The organism is Actinoplanes sp. NPDC049668 (assembly GCF_044465445.1).
Classification (GTDB): domain Bacteria; phylum Actinomycetota; class Actinomycetes; order Mycobacteriales; family Micromonosporaceae; genus Actinoplanes.
On sequence record NZ_JBITLR010000001.1, the window covers coordinates 865,368 to 880,541 of the forward strand.

The window sequence follows — 15,174 nt, forward strand, 5'->3', positions numbered from 1 at the left end:
GCCCGGACCGGCTGTTTCGCGCGGCCTCAGTTGGGCTCCGCCGCGTGCCGGCTCACATAGACGGTGCTGGTCTGGCCGTTGCCCGGGCGGGGGCGGGGCCGCGGGCGTGACCGGTTCCCCTCGGAGTACCCGTCCACCGCCGGCAGCATCTGGGTCAGGGTCTCGCTGGCGGGGATCCCGCCGGGGCGCCGGCGCCGCATCGTGGCGGAGGCGACCGGGCGGCGGAACCGGCGCGGCGCGGACTCGTCCGGACCGGGCGCCCACGACAGGTCGGGCATGTGCGACCGGTGCACGTCGGACACGCTCCAGATCGGCTCGTCCAGGCTCTGGTTCACCGGGGCCGAGGCCGGCGCCCGCCACTCGGACTCGTCGCGGCGCCCGTTGTCGTCGAGGAGTTCGACCCCGTGCCGCTCGGTGTTGAGCAGGAAGCGCCCGGTGGATTCGAGATCGCCGGGCGCGGCCGGCGCGCTGTCGAGGAGCTCGATCGCGCCGCGCTCCCCGGCGGTCCGGGGCGCCTCGACCCGGTCGTCCGGGCGCTCCGGCGGCCACGGCGGCAGCTCCGGTCCATCGGCCGCCGGCGGCTCCTGTCCCTCGGCGGGTGCCGGCCAGCCGTACTCCGCGTCGTAGGTGCCCACCGGCACCGGCATCCAGTACTCGCCCGAGATCGGTTCGGGCTGGTCGTCGTACTCGGGCCTGCTCCAGCCCTCGACCCGGCCGCCCCACGGCAGGGGCTCGGCCACCGGTGGCGCCGCGAAGGCGAACGCGTCCGGCGCGCCGGTGGCGTCGACGGCGTCGAAGTCGGCGGAGTGTTCGGGCTCATCCGGGCTCGCGGCCCAGCCGCCGTCCCGCTCGTCCGGCAGGCCGGCGGCGAGGTCCGCGGGTACCGGGAAGTGGCCGGTCAGGAAGCCGCCAGCCAGGTCGTACTGCCCCAGCTCCAGGCTGTGCGAGACGGGCTCGTCGTCGACCACCCGGTCCAGCTCGGGTTCGATGTCAAGCTCGGGATCCCCGCCGCGCTCGGTGGCCGCGCGCAGGTCGTCCACCGGCAGCAGGTCCGCGCCGGCGGACCCGGCAGTGACCAGGTCGAACCGCCGGGAGGACGGCGCGTCGATGTCCTCGAGGGCGGCGAACCGCTGGAGCATGGACCGCCCGCGGCCCAGGCCGGCGAGGCCCTCGGCCTCGGCGCCGTCCCCGCCGAGCGAATCCACGATCGGGGTGCCCACCTCGGGCCACTGCGTGCCGAACGGCATCTCGGTCCCTTCCTGTCGCAGTTCGTAGGGCGCGGCGGCCCCGTCCAGCGGTAGGTACGCCTCGTCCGACACGATCGGCAGCGGGCCGGAGAGCGGGTCCGCGTCCGCCTCCGTGAACTCCGGTGCGAACGGCCGGTCGGGCTCCCCGGCGGTGCGATGCGCGGCGTCCGAGGCGGGCGCGAGCGCGGCGGAGGTCGGCCAGAAGCGCCGGGAGCCCGGCGCGCTCCCCGGGGCCGGGTCCGCCTCGCCGGCATCGCCGGAGGCGGGCGATGGCGATGAGCCGGCCTCTGCGTCGGAGCCGGGCGCCGGATCACGGCGCGCGGCCGGCGCGTCCATGTCGCGGTCGGCCCGTAGCCGCCGGCGCACGCGAACGGGCGCCGCCTCGGCCGGGTCGGCGGCCGGGTCTGCGGTCGCCTCCGGGCCCGCGGCGGCGCGGGCTCCCGCGGCGGCATCGTCGGCGTGCGCGGCGCCGGCGCCGGCGCTGGCGGCACGCCGCCCCGTCCGGCCCGTGGACCGGGCGGCCGCAACCGCGCCCACCGCCTGCCCACCGCGGCGCCGGGCCTCGCCGGTGCCTTTTCCTGTCCTGCCGAAGAGTGCCCCGCGGAAAACGATGAGGGTGGTGATGCCACCGACGATCATCGCCACGCCGACGGGGGTCATCCATGTCGTCACGGGGGATGTAACGAATGGGGCATTGAGTGCGAAACGTGCGAACCGCCCTACCGCTTGAGCCGGGCACCGCACCCGCCGCCGCGGGCGCTGGATACGATCTCTGCGGCATGCGGGGCGGGCTACCGGAGGACAGGGCATCGTGACGGCGCAGCGAGACGTGACGCAGCAGGATGACATCCACACCACGGCCGGCAAGCTCGCCGACCTCGACCGGCGCACCGACGAGGCGGTACACGCCGGCTCGGCCCGGGCGATCGAGAAGCAGCACGCCCGCGGCAAGCGCACCGCCCGCGAGCGCATCGCGATGCTGCTCGACGAGGGCTCTTTCGTGGAGCTCGACGAGCTCGCCCGGCACCGCTCCACCGCGTTCGGCCTGGAGCGCAGCCGGCCGTACGGCGACGGCGTGGTGACCGGCCACGGCACCGTCGAGGGCCGCCAGGTGTGCGTGTTCTCCCAGGACTTCACCGTGTTCGGCGGCTCGCTCGGCGAGGTCTTCGGCGAGAAGATCGTCAAGGTCCTGGACCTGGCCATGAAGATCGGCTGCCCGATCATCGGCATCAACGACTCCGGCGGCGCGCGCATCCAGGAGGGCGTCGTCGCGCTCGGCCTCTACGCCGACATCTTCTTCCGCAACGTCCGGGCCAGCGGCGTCATCCCGCAGATCTCGCTGATCATGGGCCCGTGCGCCGGCGGCGCGGTCTACTCCCCCGCGATCACCGACTTCACGGTGATGGTCGACCAGACGTCGCACATGTTCATCACCGGACCCGACGTGATCCGCACGGTCACCGGCGAGGACGTCGGCATGGAGGAGCTCGGCGGCGCCCGCACGCACAACTCCCGCAGCGGCAACGCGCACTACCTCGCCAGCGACGAGGACGACGCGATCGACTACGTGCGCGCGCTGCTCTCCTACCTGCCCAGCAACAACCTGGACGAGCCGACCACCTTCGACCTGCCGGCCGACCTCGCACCGGGCGAGGCCGACCTCGCGCTGGACGCGCTGATCCCGAACTCGGCGAACCAGCCCTACGACATCAAGCGGGTCGTAGAGGCCGTCGTGGAGGACTTCCTCGAGGTCCAGCCGCTCTACGCGCAGAACATCGTCATCGGCTTCGGCCGGGTCGAGGGCCGCCCGGTCGGCATCGTCGCGAACCAGCCGATGCACTTCGCCGGCACGCTCGACATCGCCGCGTCCGAGAAGGCGGCGCGCTTCGTGCGCACCTGCGACGCCTTCAACATCCCGGTGGTCACGTTCGTGGACGTGCCCGGCTTCCTGCCCGGCACCGGCCAGGAATGGGACGGCATCATCCGGCGCGGGGCCAAGCTCATCTACGCGTACGCGGAGGCGACCGTCCCCAAGGTCACCGTCATCACCCGCAAGGCGTACGGTGGCGCGTACGACGTCATGGGCTCCAAGCACCTCGGTGCCGACATGAACTTCGCCTGGCCCACCGCGCAGATCGCCGTGATGGGCGCGCAGGGCGCGGTCAACATCCTCTACCGCGGCGAACTCGCGGCGGCCGAGGACCCGGCCGGCCGGCGGGCCGAGCTGATCCAGGAGTACGAGGACACGCTCGCGAACCCGTACATCGCCGCCGAGCGGGGTTACGTCGACGCCGTCATCAAGCCGTCGGAGACCCGGGAACAGGTCACCCGGGCGCTACGGATGCTGCGCACCAAGCGGGAGACGCTGCCGCCGAAGAAGCACGGCAACATCCCGCTCTAAGGCGTGGCGGCGACCGCCGGGAGCCACTGTCCGGCCAGCATGAAGCCGCCGATCACCAGGGCGGCGAGGTCGACCGCGAGGAAGACGCCGACCCAGAAGATCGCGGGCACGTGGGTGATCCCGGCCAGCTGGTCCGCATCGGACTCCGGCATCCGGCCGCGGCCGCGCAGCTTCTGCAGCTCGAAGACCGGGCGCACGCCGCCGATCAGCAGGAACCACACGCCGACGTACGCGAAGGCCGCCTGGGCCTGCGGCGAGCCGTACCAGGAGACCGCGAAGACGATCGCGCCCGTGACCAGCACGGAGACCACGCCGAACACGTTCCGGATGTTGATCAGCATCAGCAGCAGCAGGACCACCGCCACCCAGAGCAGCAGCATGATCCGGTTGCCGCCGAGCAGCCAGGCGCCGCCCAGGCCGACCAGGGACGGCGTGATGTAGCCGGCCAGCAGCGTGAACATCATGCCCGGCCCGGTCGGCCGGCCCGCCGACAGCGTCAGCCCGGACGTGTCGAACTCCAGCCGGATTCCCCGCAGCTTGCGCCCGGTGAGCAGCGCGACGAGCGCGTGGCCACCCTCGTGGGCGATGGTTATCGCGTTGCGCGCGATCCGCCACAGCGGCCGGACCGAGACCACGACCAGCGCGACCACCGCCGTCAGCAGTACCAGCAGGCCGGGCGGGTCCGGCTGAGCCCCGAACAGGGAATCCCAGAGTTCACTTACCGAGTCGATCGACACAGCCCGGGAGCGTAGCCGACCAGCGCCGGTTCACGGCAAGTCGCTACGCCCGGCGACGCAGGTCCGCGGCCCGCCGGGGTGCCGTGCGGCGCTGCAGCATCCAGGCGCCGACGACGCCCGCGCCGAGGAGCACCGCCGCCACGACGGCCAGCAGCACGACGAGGCTGCCTACGGCCGCAACGAGCAGAGCGATATCGGCGATCGCGACGAGCATCCACAACGCGATCGTTGGCCTGGTGCCGTGCCGGCGAATCATCATGACCTCCATCCGTGGTGCCCGATGAGTACCCACTCACCCGGCACTCACACCCGGCCGGTCACGACTTCGGCTTGAACCCCTGGTAGATGAGCTGAAGATCCTTCAGCCCGGCCTGCCAGTCGCCGGGCGAGGTGTACCAGGAGATGCCGTACGCCCGCTTGCCCGCCTTGGTGATGACACCGCGCTTGACGGCGCGCTGCGGGTTGCCGCTGGAGGTGGTGTACGTGAACTCCCAGTCGGCGGCCTTCACGAAGTAGTCGACCGGCTCGATCCGGATCCGCTCGTAGTTCTTGTAGGACCGTCCGCGCCGGTCCTGCTCCTGGCCCTTCCAGTCGGCGACCGGGTCCGGCTGCGGCTGATCGGTCTGGTCGATGATCAGCAGCCGGTTGTTCTTCTTGAAGTAGACCTCGCTGCCCCGGCGGTCGATCTCGACGCCGTTCGGCACCGGGACGGAGAAGCCGGTGCTGTCGCTGTAGCGGTACCAGCCCTTCGGGATCGTGACGTCGCCGGGCGCCGCGGCCGCGGGCGAGCTCGGCGGCGCGGACGACGGCTGCCCGGTCGTGGCGGCCGGGGCCGCCGGCGCCGCGGAGGTGGCGGCTGAGGTGGCGGCGGTGGTCGGCTTGGTCGCGCTGGCGGCCGGCGCGGCACCGCCCTTGCGGCCCGGGTCCTTGGTCCCGTCGCCCTCGTCGCCGCCGAAGGCGCGCGGGACCAGGATGACCAGGGTCAGCAGTACGGCGGCGAGGATGCCGATCGCGATCGCGGTCTGCCGGCGGGTGAGCGTGGTACCGAAGACCGTGATGCCGCGGGGTCCCGCGGACGGGGCGCGCAGGCTCATCGGCTGCCAGGCGGGACGGCTCGGCCGGCCGAAGCCGTGAATGCCGGGTACCGGGTTCGCGGCGCCTGACGGGGTGCCGGCTGCGGCGGGAGCCGGCGCGACCGCGGGCACCGCGCCGACCCGGGTGGCGGCGAGGGCGGACTTGCGCTCGGCCGCGGTCTTCTGCGGGCGCTTGGCGGTGCCGGAGCGGGGCTTCGGGGCGTCCGGGTCGGTGACCGGCTTGATGACGCGGGTGCGGTCCTGACCGGCGGCCGCGCCGCCTCTGGTGTCACCGGGCTTCGCCTGATCCGGCTTCGCCGACTCGGCACCGTCCTCCGGCGCGCCGCCGTCGGCGTCCTGATCCGGCGTGGCGTCGCCGGGCTCGGCGGACTCCTCCGCTCGCGGCGCGGGTACCGCCGTGGCGGCTTCGTCCGCCGCCTCGGCGGACGCAGGCTCGGCAGGCGCAGGCTCGGCCTGCGTCAGCTCGGCCTCGGTCAGCTCAGCCTCGGTCGGTTCGGCCGCTGTCGGTTCGGCCGCTGTCGGCTCGGCCGCTGTCGGCTCGGCCGCTGTCGGCTCGGCCGCTGTCGGCTCGGCCGCTGTCGGCTCGGCCGCTGTCGGCTCGGCCGCTGTCGACTCGGCCTGTGCCGGATTGTCCGCGACGGGACCGGAGCCGGCTGCCGATGCCTTCGCGGCGCGGCCGCGGGTGCCCTTGCGCGAGGACTTGGCGGTCGAGGCCGTCTTCGCGGGTGCCTTCGCGGCTGCCTCTTCCTTCGCCTGCCCGGGCTCGGCCGTGGCCTGATCGAGCTTCGCCGCAGCCTGGTCCGGCTCCGCCGTGGCCTGGTCGGATTCCGCCGTGGCCTGGTCGGATTCCGCCGTGGCCTGGTCCGGCTCCGCAGCGGTCTCGTCGGGCGATGGGGCGTTCTCGGCCGACGTCGTCCCGGTGGCCTCGACGCTCGCTGCCTCGGCCGCCTGCGTCTCGACCGCCTGCTTCTCGGCCGGGGATTCCGCGTCCGTCGTCGTGGCCTCGGCCGCCGGCGCGGCGTCGGCCGGCTCGGTCGCCTGCACGCCCGACGGCCGCGGGCCGAACGGCTGGTGGCCCTTCTTCGGCCGGCCCTTCTCCGGCGCGCCGGACGACCCGGAGTCGCCCGAATCGCCGTCCGCCGGGTCGGTGGCCGCGGTCTCCGGCGCGTCCGTGCCGGCGGTCTCCGACATGGTCGCGTCCGGCGTCGCCACCGAGGTCGCGGCACCCGCGGCGGCGCCCGCCTCCGCGGCGATGCCGGCGGCCGGTGCGGAACCTGCGGCGTCGGACGCGGGCGAGTCGACGGGAGCGGCAGAGGTCGTCGCCGGTTCAGGGGTCGTCGTCGCCGTGGGGCGGTCGGCCACCGTCGGCGTCGTCGAGGCGGCCCGGGGTGCCGGCGCGGCGGGCTGCTGTTGCTCCGGCGGCGTGGCGGCGGCCGGTGCGCCCGCCCGGCCCGTTGCCTTGCGGGCGGCGGCGACCTCGTCGGCCGTGAACGACCCCGGGGCGGAGCCCGACCCGCGCATCGTCGCGTCCGGGGCAGTGCCATGCGCAGCCGACTTCGATGCCGGTGTCGGCGGGGACTTTGCTGCGCCCGTACGGGATCGGTCGAGGTTTTCGATCCGGGTGGCATCCAGGGCGGGCGGCTTCGGGGTGCCCCCGACCGATGCCTTGCCGGGCGTGAAGACCGGCGGGCGGCCCGGGCTGATCGGCGGGCGCGGGCCCGGCACGACGGGCGCGGAGCCCGAGACGCCGGGCACGACCGGCGGGACGAGGCCGCCGGGCGCCGGGCGCTCGCGGCCCGCGCCGGGTCGGCGCATCGTCGGGCTCATCGGGAAGCTCAGCCGCGACCGGCGGCCGGTGGCCCGCAGCAGCAGCCGCTCGGCCTCCTCGGCGTTGATGCGGTGCGCGGGGTCCTTGCGCAGCAGGCCGTTGAGCACCGGCTTGAGCGGACCGGCGTTGCGGGCCGGCGGCGGGTTCTCGGTGGCGAGCGCGGCCAGCGTGGCGATCGCGGACGGCCGCGCGAACGGCGACGCGCCCTCGACGGCCGCGTAGAGCGTCGCGCCGAGCGACCACAGGTCGGCGCCGGGCCCGGCCGAGCCGTCCCGGGCGCGCTCGGGGGCGATGTAGGCCGGCGAACCCAGCACGAGGCCGGTGCGCGTCACGTTGGGGTCGCCCGGCACGGTGGCGAGCCCGAAGTCGGTGAGCACGACCCGGCCGTCCTCGCCGATGAGCACATTGCCCGGTTTCACGTCCCGGTGCACGACGCCGGCGCGGTGCGCGGCCCGCAGGGCGTTGAGCACACCCAGCCCGATCTCGGCGGCCCGGACCGGGTTGAAGGGTCCGTCGGCGGCCAGGGTGTCCTGCAGCGAGCGGGACGGCACGTACTCCATGACGATCCACGGATCGGCGTCGGTGCGCAGCACATCGAAGACCCGGACCACGTTGATGTTGTTGAGCCGGGCGATGGCGCGCGCCTCACGCAGCGAGCGCTCGCGCATCTCCCGCCGCTCGTCGGGCGTCAGCCCGGGCGGCGGCACCAGCTCCTTGATGGCGACCTCGCGGTGCAGGACGACGTCGGTCGCCCGCCAGACACGACCCATCCCGCCCTGACCGAGCGGCGCAACGAGCCGGTAGCGGTCAGCGACAACAAGCGGGGGGGAAGTAGACATCACGCAGAAAATACCCGGTCATGTCGAGCCGCAGCGAATCGATCAGCCGAGTGTGGGACGCGTGTCACCGGGAACCACCCGAACCGCCGTATCCTTGATCAATGGATGAGGAACCGCTGGTCAAAGTCGTCCGGGGCACGCCGACCCCGGAGGAGCTCGCGGCGCTGGTCTGCGTCGTGGCCGGCGGGCACACCGGGCCGGATTCACATTCGGCCCGCCCATCGATCTCCGCCTGGACCAGAAGCGCCCGCCCAGCCGCAGGCCGGACGTCGTGGCGGGAGTCGGCGCTACCCCGGTAGGCATCGACCGGTCTCGTTCGTCCACAGCCCCGGACGGGGACTGCGGAGGCGGGCGGTGACGGATTATTCTCGCGGGAGATTTCGCATTCTCGGGGGAGGCACCGGCGATGCCTGTGGACAGGGAGCCGCCGTCGTGGATCGATGACTTCGGCTCGATCGAGACCGACATCCGGGCGATGGAGGAGTTCGCCGCGACCCTGGCCAACGAGGTCGCCACCGGTTACGAGCCGCACCTGCAGCAGGTCGTCACGGCCATGCTGACCGAGCTCCCGGCGGGCAGCGCCGACTTCCCCGAGCTGGGCGGATTCCTCGCGCGCCACCACGAGGTGCAGCAGCAGACGTTCTCCAACACGTTCAACTTCCGCGACGGCACACACCACTTCGCCACGGTCGCCAGGTCGATCAGCGACGAATACCGCACCACCGACGCGTACTCGCACGCGAAGGTCGCGGACGTGACCGACGCGTTCGCCGCCGCCAGCGATCCCCTCGACGAGGGGACGAGGGTGGACGGCTGATGCTGATCGCGGACGGCGGTGGCGGCTACGGCGGCACGGACTGGATGTCGAAGGACGTCCGTTTCATGTGGTCGGCCATCGCGAACCAGGACACCGGCCCGCACTACGACGTCGTCGAGGGCTGGCGCAAGACCGCCGAGCTGACCCTGGCGCACCGCGCACAGGTCCAGATGTACCGCGACAATCTGGCCGGCGTCTGGCCGCCCTCGAAGAGCCCGGCCGCGGCGGCTTACCTCGAGCGGCTGGACCGGCTGCTCGCGGACCTACAGGCCACACACGACGCGGCGTCCGCGAATTACACGACGTTCGCGACCGTGACGCTCACCCTGAGCCTGGCCCGAACGAAGCTGAAGCCCATCCTCGACGAATACGAGGCGAACCGGCAGCTGAACCTCGACTGGCAGGCGAAACAGGCCGAGGCAGCCACGGTCACGGAACCGAGACCGACGCCGTCACCGGGACCACCTCCGGTGCCGTCAGCCCGCCAGGAGCAACTGAACAACCAGGCCCGCGCCATCATGTACGACCTCAGCAGCACGCTGATCAGCGGAAACGCGGCCCTCCAAAACCCCAAGCATTACGACCCGGCACGAATCGGGCGGGACGGTTCCTCCGATGGCGAGTCGACAACCAACCTAGGACCTGGATTCGCGGTAGCGCCTGCGATTCCCCCTCCCGGTGCAGGGAGCGCCAGCGGCTCTGGAGCGTCCGTCAGCCAGGTGTCGCCCTCGCCGGCTCAGCCTTCGACACCTGCCCTGGCCAGCCCGAACAGCCCTGGCATGGACGGCGGGCTGGTTCTTGGCGGTGTCAGTTCCACTCCCGTGGTTCCTCCCCCGACTTCAGGCTTTCAACCCGGTTCGGGTCCCAGCCCCGCGCCCCCCGGCCCGACGCCCGGCCTCATCACGCCACCCGGCGGACCCGGACTGGTTCCCCCTAACGGCATCCCACCCGGGACAACAGTCAAGAACGGCTTGGGCGTTGGTCCCGCCAACCGCATGACCATGCCTTCCGGCGGGGTAATCGGCGCGACTCCGGGCAGCGGATTAATCGGTCAGATGCCGGCGGGAAGCTCAGGTAGCCGACCTGGACCCGGGCCTCGGGTCAACCCGGTCGGCGGCGTCATCGGGCAACACGGCGGCCCGGCCGTCCGCGGCATGGCGCCGAACGGCCCGCTGGTCAACCACGCTGGCAAGGGCCGCAGCCGGCGTGACGCCGCCGAGTCGAAGCAATGGGATCCGGACAACCCGTGGGCAACCGAAGAGGGTGTCGATCCGGTGGTGCTTCCGCCGGCCGCTCCGGGTCCCATCGATCCGGGACCCGTCATCGGCTATCAGAGATGACTCGACGCTTCCTGGCAGTGATTGCGGCGGCGCTGGTTGGAGCCAGCGCCGCTCTTTGTGGCACGCCGGCCCTTGCCGCAGACGCCGTCCGAGACAAGCAGTGGCACCTTGACTTCCTGGACGTCGCGGAGGCTCAGCGCACAAGCACAGGCAAGGGCGTTACCGTCGCAGTTATCGACTCGGGCGTGGCCGACCATCCGGACCTTTCCGGAACTGTTCTGAACGGCACCGACTTCCTCACACGCGGCGGCAATGGGCGAACAGACGGCACTGGGCACGGCACCGCGATGGCCGGACTGATCGCAGCTCATGGCGGCGAGAACACCGGCGCCTTGGGTATCGCACCAGACGTCAAAATTCTCCCTATTCGGGTGTTCAACAAGAAGCCGCAAAAGAACGCCAAAATTGGCGAGGCGATCGCCTACGCGATAAAGCGCCGCGCAAAGGTCATCAACTTGTCCCTTGGCGGCGGCATCGACCCCGCAACCCTGTCAGCGGTGAAAGCAGCCAAGGATGCGGACGTCGTCATCGTTGCGGCCGCCGGCAACAAGCCCGAAGACTTCACCATTACGGCGCCGGCCTTTCTGGAGAGCATCGTCGCTGTCGGCGCGACCGACCGCTCCGGGAAGAAGGCGGCCATCTCGGTTTCCGGAGCTGCGCTGGACCTGATGGCGCCAGGCGAGGACATCGAAAGTACCGGCCGTAACGGCGGTTATCGCGCCGGCACCGGCACTTCCGACTCTGCGGCTATCGTTTCCGGCGCGGCGGCACTTCTGCGCAGCAAGTATCCCGATATGACCGCCGCAGAGGTTGTGGAGCGGCTTGAATCCACGGCTATCGACAAGGGCAAGCCTGGCGTCGACAGCGATTACGGGCATGGGGTTCTCGACCTTGTTGCCGCGCTGAAAGACGGCGCTGGTTCCGGTTCGTCCGCGAGTGCGAGCGCCACCCCGTCGACCGCGCCCCCACCGACCCGGTCGGACACCGCCGCCGCACCCCCGACAACCGAGCCCGCCGGCAGTAAGACCCCGTTCATAGTCGGCGGAGTCGCCGTCGTGGTTCTACTCGGCGGGCTGGTCGCCTTTCTGGTCGCGCGCCGTCGGCCGGGCGCCTCCCCCTGACCCGTCGCGAAAAGCCGGACTTGTAGCGTTGTTCTCCGTGCAGACCGATTCTTCCCCGCGCCTGGTGCTCGCCTCCGCGAGCCCCGCACGCCGGGCCCTCCTCAGCGCCGCCGGCATCGACGTTGAGGTCCTCGTCAGCGGCGTGGACGAGTCCACCGTCGAGGCCACCGACGCCGCCGACCTCTGTCTCTCCCTGGCCAGGATGAAGGCGCGCGCCGTCGCCGCCACCCTCCCCGCCGATCCGGGCGTCCTCGTCCTCGGCTGCGACTCGGTCCTGGCCTTCGACGGTGCGATCCTCGGCAAGCCGCACACGCCCGCCGAGGCCGTCAAGCGCTGGTGCGCCATGCGCGGCCGCTCCGGCGTGCTGCACACCGGCCATCACCTGACCGATCTCACCAGCGGCAAGCAGGCCGAGGACGTCGGCTCCACCGTCGTGCACTTCGCCGATCTCAGCGACGGCGAGATCGAGGCCTACGTCGCCTCGGGCGAGCCGCTGCACGTCGCCGGCGCGTTCACCATCGACGGCAAGGGCGGCGCCTTCGTGGACCGGATCGAGGGGGACGCCGGCAACGTCATCGGCCTGTCCCTTCCGCTGCTCCGCCGCCTGCTCAGGACGTTCGGCGTGACGGTTCCCCAGCTCTGGCGCACCAGCGGGAAAGAGGACGCATGACCTACAAGGGGCTCTCGCTCACCGAGGACCTGCACCGGTACCTGCTGAGCCACGGCACCCCGCCCGATGAGATCACCGCCGATCTCATCGCCGAGACCCGGGCCGTCCTGCCCGGTGACGCGGTCATGCAGGTGGCGCCGGAGCAGGCCGCCTTCCTGCGCCTGCTGACGGGCCTGATCGGCGTACGGAATGCGGTCGAGGTCGGCACGTTCACCGGGCTGTCCTCGCTCTCCATCGCCCGGGGTCTCGCCGACGGCGGGCGCCTGACCTGCTTCGACATCTCCGAGGAGTTCACCGGGATCGCCCGCAAGTACTGGCGGCGGGCCGGCGTCGACGACCGGATCGAGCTGCGGATCGGGCCGGCGGCCGAGCGGCTCCGGGAGCTGCCCGCCGAGCCGCACCTCGATCTGGTCTTCGTCGACGCCGACAAGGGCGGCTATCCGGCGTACTGGAACGAGCTCGTTCCGCGGGTGCGGCCCGGCGGGGTCCTGCTGATCGACAACGTCCTGTGGTCCGGGGAGGTCGTCGATCCGCGGGACGAGAACGGCCGGGCCATCGCCGCCTTCAACGAGCTGGCCCGCGACGACGACCGCGTCGAGCTGGTCATCCTGCCCATCGCGGACGGGCTGACGATGGCCCGGCGCCGTTAGCGGTCAGCGCACGCTGCGGGCGAACAGCCGCGCCGCCCAGGCCAGCGAGAGGGCCGCGAGCACCGCCATGATGGCCAGGCCCTGCCACACCTCGGGCGCGGCCAGGTCGCCGATGAACAGCGCCCGCACGCCGCTGACCGCCCAGGAGAACGGGTTCCAGTCCGCGATGCCCTGCAGCCAGCCGGGCGCGAAGGTCAGCGGCAGCAGGATCCCGGACAGCAGGAGTACCGGCTGGGCGACGGTGTTCATCAGCGGCGCGAGCGCGTCCTCGCTCTTCACCGCGAGCGCGACGCCGTAGGAGAGCGCCGAGGTCATCAGCGAGATCAGGGCCAGCATCAGGAACGCCAGCAGCAGGTAGCCGATGAACACGCGCAGGTCGAACAGGAGCGCGAGCAGCGTGATGATGACCGCCTGCGCCAGCAGCGACACGGTGTCGCGCAGCGAGCGGCCGAGCAGCAGCGCGAACCGGCTGACCGGGGTGACCCGGGAGCGCTCGATCACGCCGGCCCGCAGCTCGGCGATCAGGCCGAAGCCCTGGAACAGCCCGCCGAAGATGGCCAGCAGGACCAGCAGGCCGGGCACGAAGATCTCGTACGCCTCGGCGTTGGAGCGCACGCCGAGCGCCGGCTTGAGCAGCGGGGCGAACAGCAGCAGGTACATCACCGGCTGGAAGATGCCGACCAGGATCCAGACCGGGTTTCTCAGCAGGAGCTGCATCTGCCGCTGGAAGATCAGTGAGGTGTCGCGCAGCAGCTTCATGGCTCAGCTCTCCCGCAGGGATCGGCCGGTCTTGGTCAGGAACACGTCGTCGAGGCTGGGCCGGTGCAGCTCGATCGACTCGAGCTGCACGGACGCGCCGTCCAGCGCCCGCAGGATCAGCGGGATCGCGGTCGCGCCCTCGTCGACGTAGAGCCGCACGTTGTCGTCGTGCGTCTCGAGCTTGTTGACGAAGTCGGCCGAGCCGAGTGCCTCGGCGGCCCGGGCCGGCGAGGGCACGCCGACGGTGACGACGTCGCCGGAGATCTCGCGCTTGAGCGCCGCCGGCGTGCCGGAGGCGACGATCTCGCCGTTGTCCATGATGGAGATCCGGTCGCAGAGCGCGTCCGCCTCGTCCAGGTAGTGCGTGGTGATGAAGACGGTCATGCCCTCGTCGCGCAGCCGGCGCACCTCGTCCCACATGTGTGCCCGGCTCTGCGGGTCGAGGCCGGTGGTCGGCTCGTCGAGGAAGACCACCTTGGGCTCGTGGATGATGCCGAGGGCGATGTCGACCCGGCGGCGCTGGCCGCCGGAGTAGGTCTTGCACTTGCGGTCGGCGTACTCGCTGAGCTGGAAGCCCTCCAGCACGCGCGCGGAGCGGGCCAGCGCGTCGGACTTGGAGACGCCGTAGAGGCGGGCCTGCAGCACCAGCTCCTCGCGGGCGGTCGAGTCGTCCCAGGTGCTGCCGCCCTGCGCGACGTAGCCGATCCGGCGCCGGACCTCGCCGGGGTTCTTGCGCAGGTCGGCGCCGGCGATGACGGCGTCACCGCCGTCCGGCTCGACGAGCGTGGCGAGCATGCGCAGCGTGGTGGTCTTGCCGGCGCCGTTCGGGCCGAGGAAGCCGAAGATCTCGCCCTCGTCCACCGACAGGTCGACGCCGCGGACGGCCTCGACGATCTTCTTCTCCCGCCCCTGGCGGGAGGTGAAGGACTTCCGTAGTCCCCGTGTTTCGATCATGGTGCTCCCCAGTCCCGGGCGGACGGATGCCCGCCAGCGGTCGTGAGGCAGCGTAAGACCGATCGATGCGACTAGTCAAACTTGATTAATCAGGCGTCGTGCCATCCCGTCGGCGCGGGGTCCTTCGCCCCGGAGTCGGCCGGCAGATACGACTCGCCCGACTCGATGAGCCCCGCGACCCGGCCGCACCAGCGGATCTCCGCCTCCGAGCGCTCCATGGACAGCTCCCACATCCACGTCACGAAGGTCGGCTTGGCGCGCGCCCAGTCGGCGCCGATCGCGGCCCGCAGCTGCTCGTTCCCGGCGCCCAGCTGCGCCGCCCGGTTGCGCAGCGCCGCGGCGGCCTCCGCGCGCGGCATGGCCGGCAGGAACGAGAACGCGGCCATGAACGGATCCGGCGGCGTCGCGATCGACCACCAGTTGCCGCGCAGCAGCGAGGTGAACTCCTCGGCGCCCTTCTCGGTGATCTCGTACGTGGTCCGGGCCGGGCGCGAGCCGACCTGCTCGGTGGCCACCTCGCGCAGCAGCTCCTCGTCGGCGAGCTTGCGCAGGGCGTGATAGATCGAGCCGGGCTGCACGTTGGCCCACTTGTCGGCGCTCCAGCTGAGCAACTCGCGGCGCACGTCGTAGCCGTGCACGGGCTGCATCCACTGGACCAGGCCGAGGATCATCATGCGGGTCGCCGACATATCTCACAGCCTAATAGGCAAACTTGAC

13 protein-coding genes and 1 pseudogene are annotated in these 15,174 nt (G+C 72.0%); 7 read left to right on the top strand and 7 right to left on the bottom strand.

Going from position 1 to position 15,174, the window contains the following annotated elements:
• Nucleotides 1–26 precede the first annotated feature (26 nt).
• Nucleotides 27–1,907: a hypothetical protein gene (locus ACIBSW_RS04030; protein WP_354717400.1), complete on the bottom strand. Its 1,881-nt coding sequence runs from the start codon at nucleotides 1,905–1,907 to the stop codon at nucleotides 27–29.
• A 169-nt stretch (nucleotides 1,908–2,076) separates the two neighbouring features.
• Here ACIBSW_RS04030 and ACIBSW_RS04035 point away from each other — a divergent pair, with 169 nt between their 5' ends.
• Nucleotides 2,077–3,648 carry an acyl-CoA carboxylase subunit beta gene (locus ACIBSW_RS04035; RefSeq protein ID WP_354717592.1) on the top strand — a complete coding sequence of 524 codons (1,572 nt, stop codon included), beginning with the start codon at nucleotides 2,077–2,079 and terminating at the stop codon, nucleotides 3,646–3,648.
• Here the strand turns inward: ACIBSW_RS04035 and ACIBSW_RS04040 are convergent.
• From ACIBSW_RS04040 to ACIBSW_RS04050, 3 genes and pseudogenes are all read right to left on the bottom strand, one after another.
• Nucleotides 3,645–4,385, bottom strand: coding sequence for a M50 family metallopeptidase (locus ACIBSW_RS04040; RefSeq protein ID WP_354717401.1), 741 nt, complete (start codon nucleotides 4,383–4,385; stop codon nucleotides 3,645–3,647). The genes ACIBSW_RS04035 and ACIBSW_RS04040 overlap by 4 nt on opposite strands.
• A gap of 43 nt (nucleotides 4,386–4,428) precedes the next feature.
• Entirely contained in the window at nucleotides 4,429–4,644 is a 216-nt protein-coding gene (locus ACIBSW_RS04045; protein ID WP_354717403.1) for a hypothetical protein, read from the bottom strand.
• A gap of 2,203 nt (nucleotides 4,645–6,847) precedes the next feature.
• A pseudogene (locus ACIBSW_RS04050) lies at nucleotides 6,848–8,146 on the bottom strand (protein kinase); the annotation flags it as partial.
• A 101-nt stretch (nucleotides 8,147–8,247) separates the two neighbouring features.
• Between ACIBSW_RS04050 and ACIBSW_RS04055 the strand changes: the two are divergent.
• The 6 genes from ACIBSW_RS04055 to ACIBSW_RS04080 all read left to right on the top strand — a co-directional run bounded on the left by ACIBSW_RS04055 (nucleotide 8,248) and on the right by ACIBSW_RS04080 (nucleotide 12,744).
• The gene (locus ACIBSW_RS04055) at nucleotides 8,248–8,445 is read left to right on the top strand and encodes an acyl-CoA carboxylase subunit epsilon (protein WP_354717407.1); all 198 of its coding nucleotides are present in this window, start codon (nucleotides 8,248–8,250) and stop codon (nucleotides 8,443–8,445) included.
• A 107-nt stretch (nucleotides 8,446–8,552) separates the two neighbouring features.
• Nucleotides 8,553–8,963: a hypothetical protein gene (locus tag ACIBSW_RS04060; protein ID WP_354717408.1), complete on the top strand. Its 411-nt coding sequence runs from the start codon at nucleotides 8,553–8,555 to the stop codon at nucleotides 8,961–8,963.
• Nucleotides 8,963–10,303, top strand: a complete 1,341-nt coding sequence (locus ACIBSW_RS04065) for a hypothetical protein (RefSeq protein ID WP_354717410.1) — start codon at nucleotides 8,963–8,965, stop codon at nucleotides 10,301–10,303. The genes ACIBSW_RS04060 and ACIBSW_RS04065 overlap by 1 nt, the downstream gene beginning before the upstream one ends.
• On the top strand, nucleotides 10,300–11,424 hold the full coding sequence (locus ACIBSW_RS04070; protein ID WP_354717412.1) for a S8 family serine peptidase: 1,125 nt from the start codon (nucleotides 10,300–10,302) through the stop codon (nucleotides 11,422–11,424). The genes ACIBSW_RS04065 and ACIBSW_RS04070 overlap by 4 nt, the downstream gene beginning before the upstream one ends.
• 37 nt (nucleotides 11,425–11,461) lie before the next feature.
• Nucleotides 11,462–12,094 carry a nucleoside triphosphate pyrophosphatase gene (locus ACIBSW_RS04075; RefSeq protein WP_354717413.1) on the top strand — a complete coding sequence of 211 codons (633 nt, stop codon included), beginning with the start codon at nucleotides 11,462–11,464 and terminating at the stop codon, nucleotides 12,092–12,094.
• On the top strand, nucleotides 12,091–12,744 hold the full coding sequence (locus ACIBSW_RS04080; RefSeq protein WP_354717414.1) for an O-methyltransferase: 654 nt from the start codon (nucleotides 12,091–12,093) through the stop codon (nucleotides 12,742–12,744). Before ACIBSW_RS04075 ends, ACIBSW_RS04080 begins: the two co-directional genes overlap by 4 nt.
• A gap of 3 nt (nucleotides 12,745–12,747) precedes the next feature.
• On the opposite strand, the gene ACIBSW_RS04085 is transcribed toward ACIBSW_RS04080, so the two are convergent.
• The 3 genes from ACIBSW_RS04085 to ACIBSW_RS04095 form a co-directional block, all read right to left on the bottom strand.
• Nucleotides 12,748–13,503 (bottom strand): ABC transporter permease, encoded by a 756-nt coding sequence (locus tag ACIBSW_RS04085; RefSeq protein ID WP_354717416.1) that lies wholly within the window; start codon nucleotides 13,501–13,503, stop codon nucleotides 12,748–12,750.
• Between the two features lie 3 nt (nucleotides 13,504–13,506).
• Nucleotides 13,507–14,457: an ATP-binding cassette domain-containing protein gene (locus ACIBSW_RS04090; protein WP_354717418.1), complete on the bottom strand. Its 951-nt coding sequence runs from the start codon at nucleotides 14,455–14,457 to the stop codon at nucleotides 13,507–13,509.
• Between the two features lie 89 nt (nucleotides 14,458–14,546).
• Complete coding sequence (locus ACIBSW_RS04095; RefSeq protein ID WP_354717420.1) at nucleotides 14,547–15,146, bottom strand: PadR family transcriptional regulator; 600 nt, start codon at nucleotides 15,144–15,146, stop codon at nucleotides 14,547–14,549.
• Between the last annotated feature and the right edge of the window lie 28 nt (nucleotides 15,147–15,174).

Bases quoted from the DNA above. Each gene is read 5' to 3' on its own strand.
- ACIBSW_RS04030 (WP_354717400.1), bottom strand. From the start codon at position 1,907: ATGACCCCCGTCGGCGTGGCGATGATCGTCGGTGGCATCACCACCCTC.
- ACIBSW_RS04045 (WP_354717403.1), bottom strand. From the start codon at position 4,644: ATGATGATTCGCCGGCACGGCACCAGGCCAACGATCGCGTTGTGGATG.
- ACIBSW_RS04055 (WP_354717407.1), top strand. From the start codon at position 8,248: ATGGATGAGGAACCGCTGGTCAAAGTCGTCCGGGGCACGCCGACCCCG.
- ACIBSW_RS04060 (WP_354717408.1), top strand. From the start codon at position 8,553: ATGCCTGTGGACAGGGAGCCGCCGTCGTGGATCGATGACTTCGGCTCG.
- ACIBSW_RS04065 (WP_354717410.1), top strand. From the start codon at position 8,963: ATGCTGATCGCGGACGGCGGTGGCGGCTACGGCGGCACGGACTGGATG.
- ACIBSW_RS04070 (WP_354717412.1), top strand. From the start codon at position 10,300: ATGACTCGACGCTTCCTGGCAGTGATTGCGGCGGCGCTGGTTGGAGCC.
- ACIBSW_RS04080 (WP_354717414.1), top strand. From the start codon at position 12,091: ATGACCTACAAGGGGCTCTCGCTCACCGAGGACCTGCACCGGTACCTG.
- ACIBSW_RS04085 (WP_354717416.1), bottom strand. From the start codon at position 13,503: ATGAAGCTGCTGCGCGACACCTCACTGATCTTCCAGCGGCAGATGCAG.
- ACIBSW_RS04090 (WP_354717418.1), bottom strand. From the start codon at position 14,457: ATGATCGAAACACGGGGACTACGGAAGTCCTTCACCTCCCGCCAGGGG.
- ACIBSW_RS04095 (WP_354717420.1), bottom strand. From the start codon at position 15,146: ATGTCGGCGACCCGCATGATGATCCTCGGCCTGGTCCAGTGGATGCAG.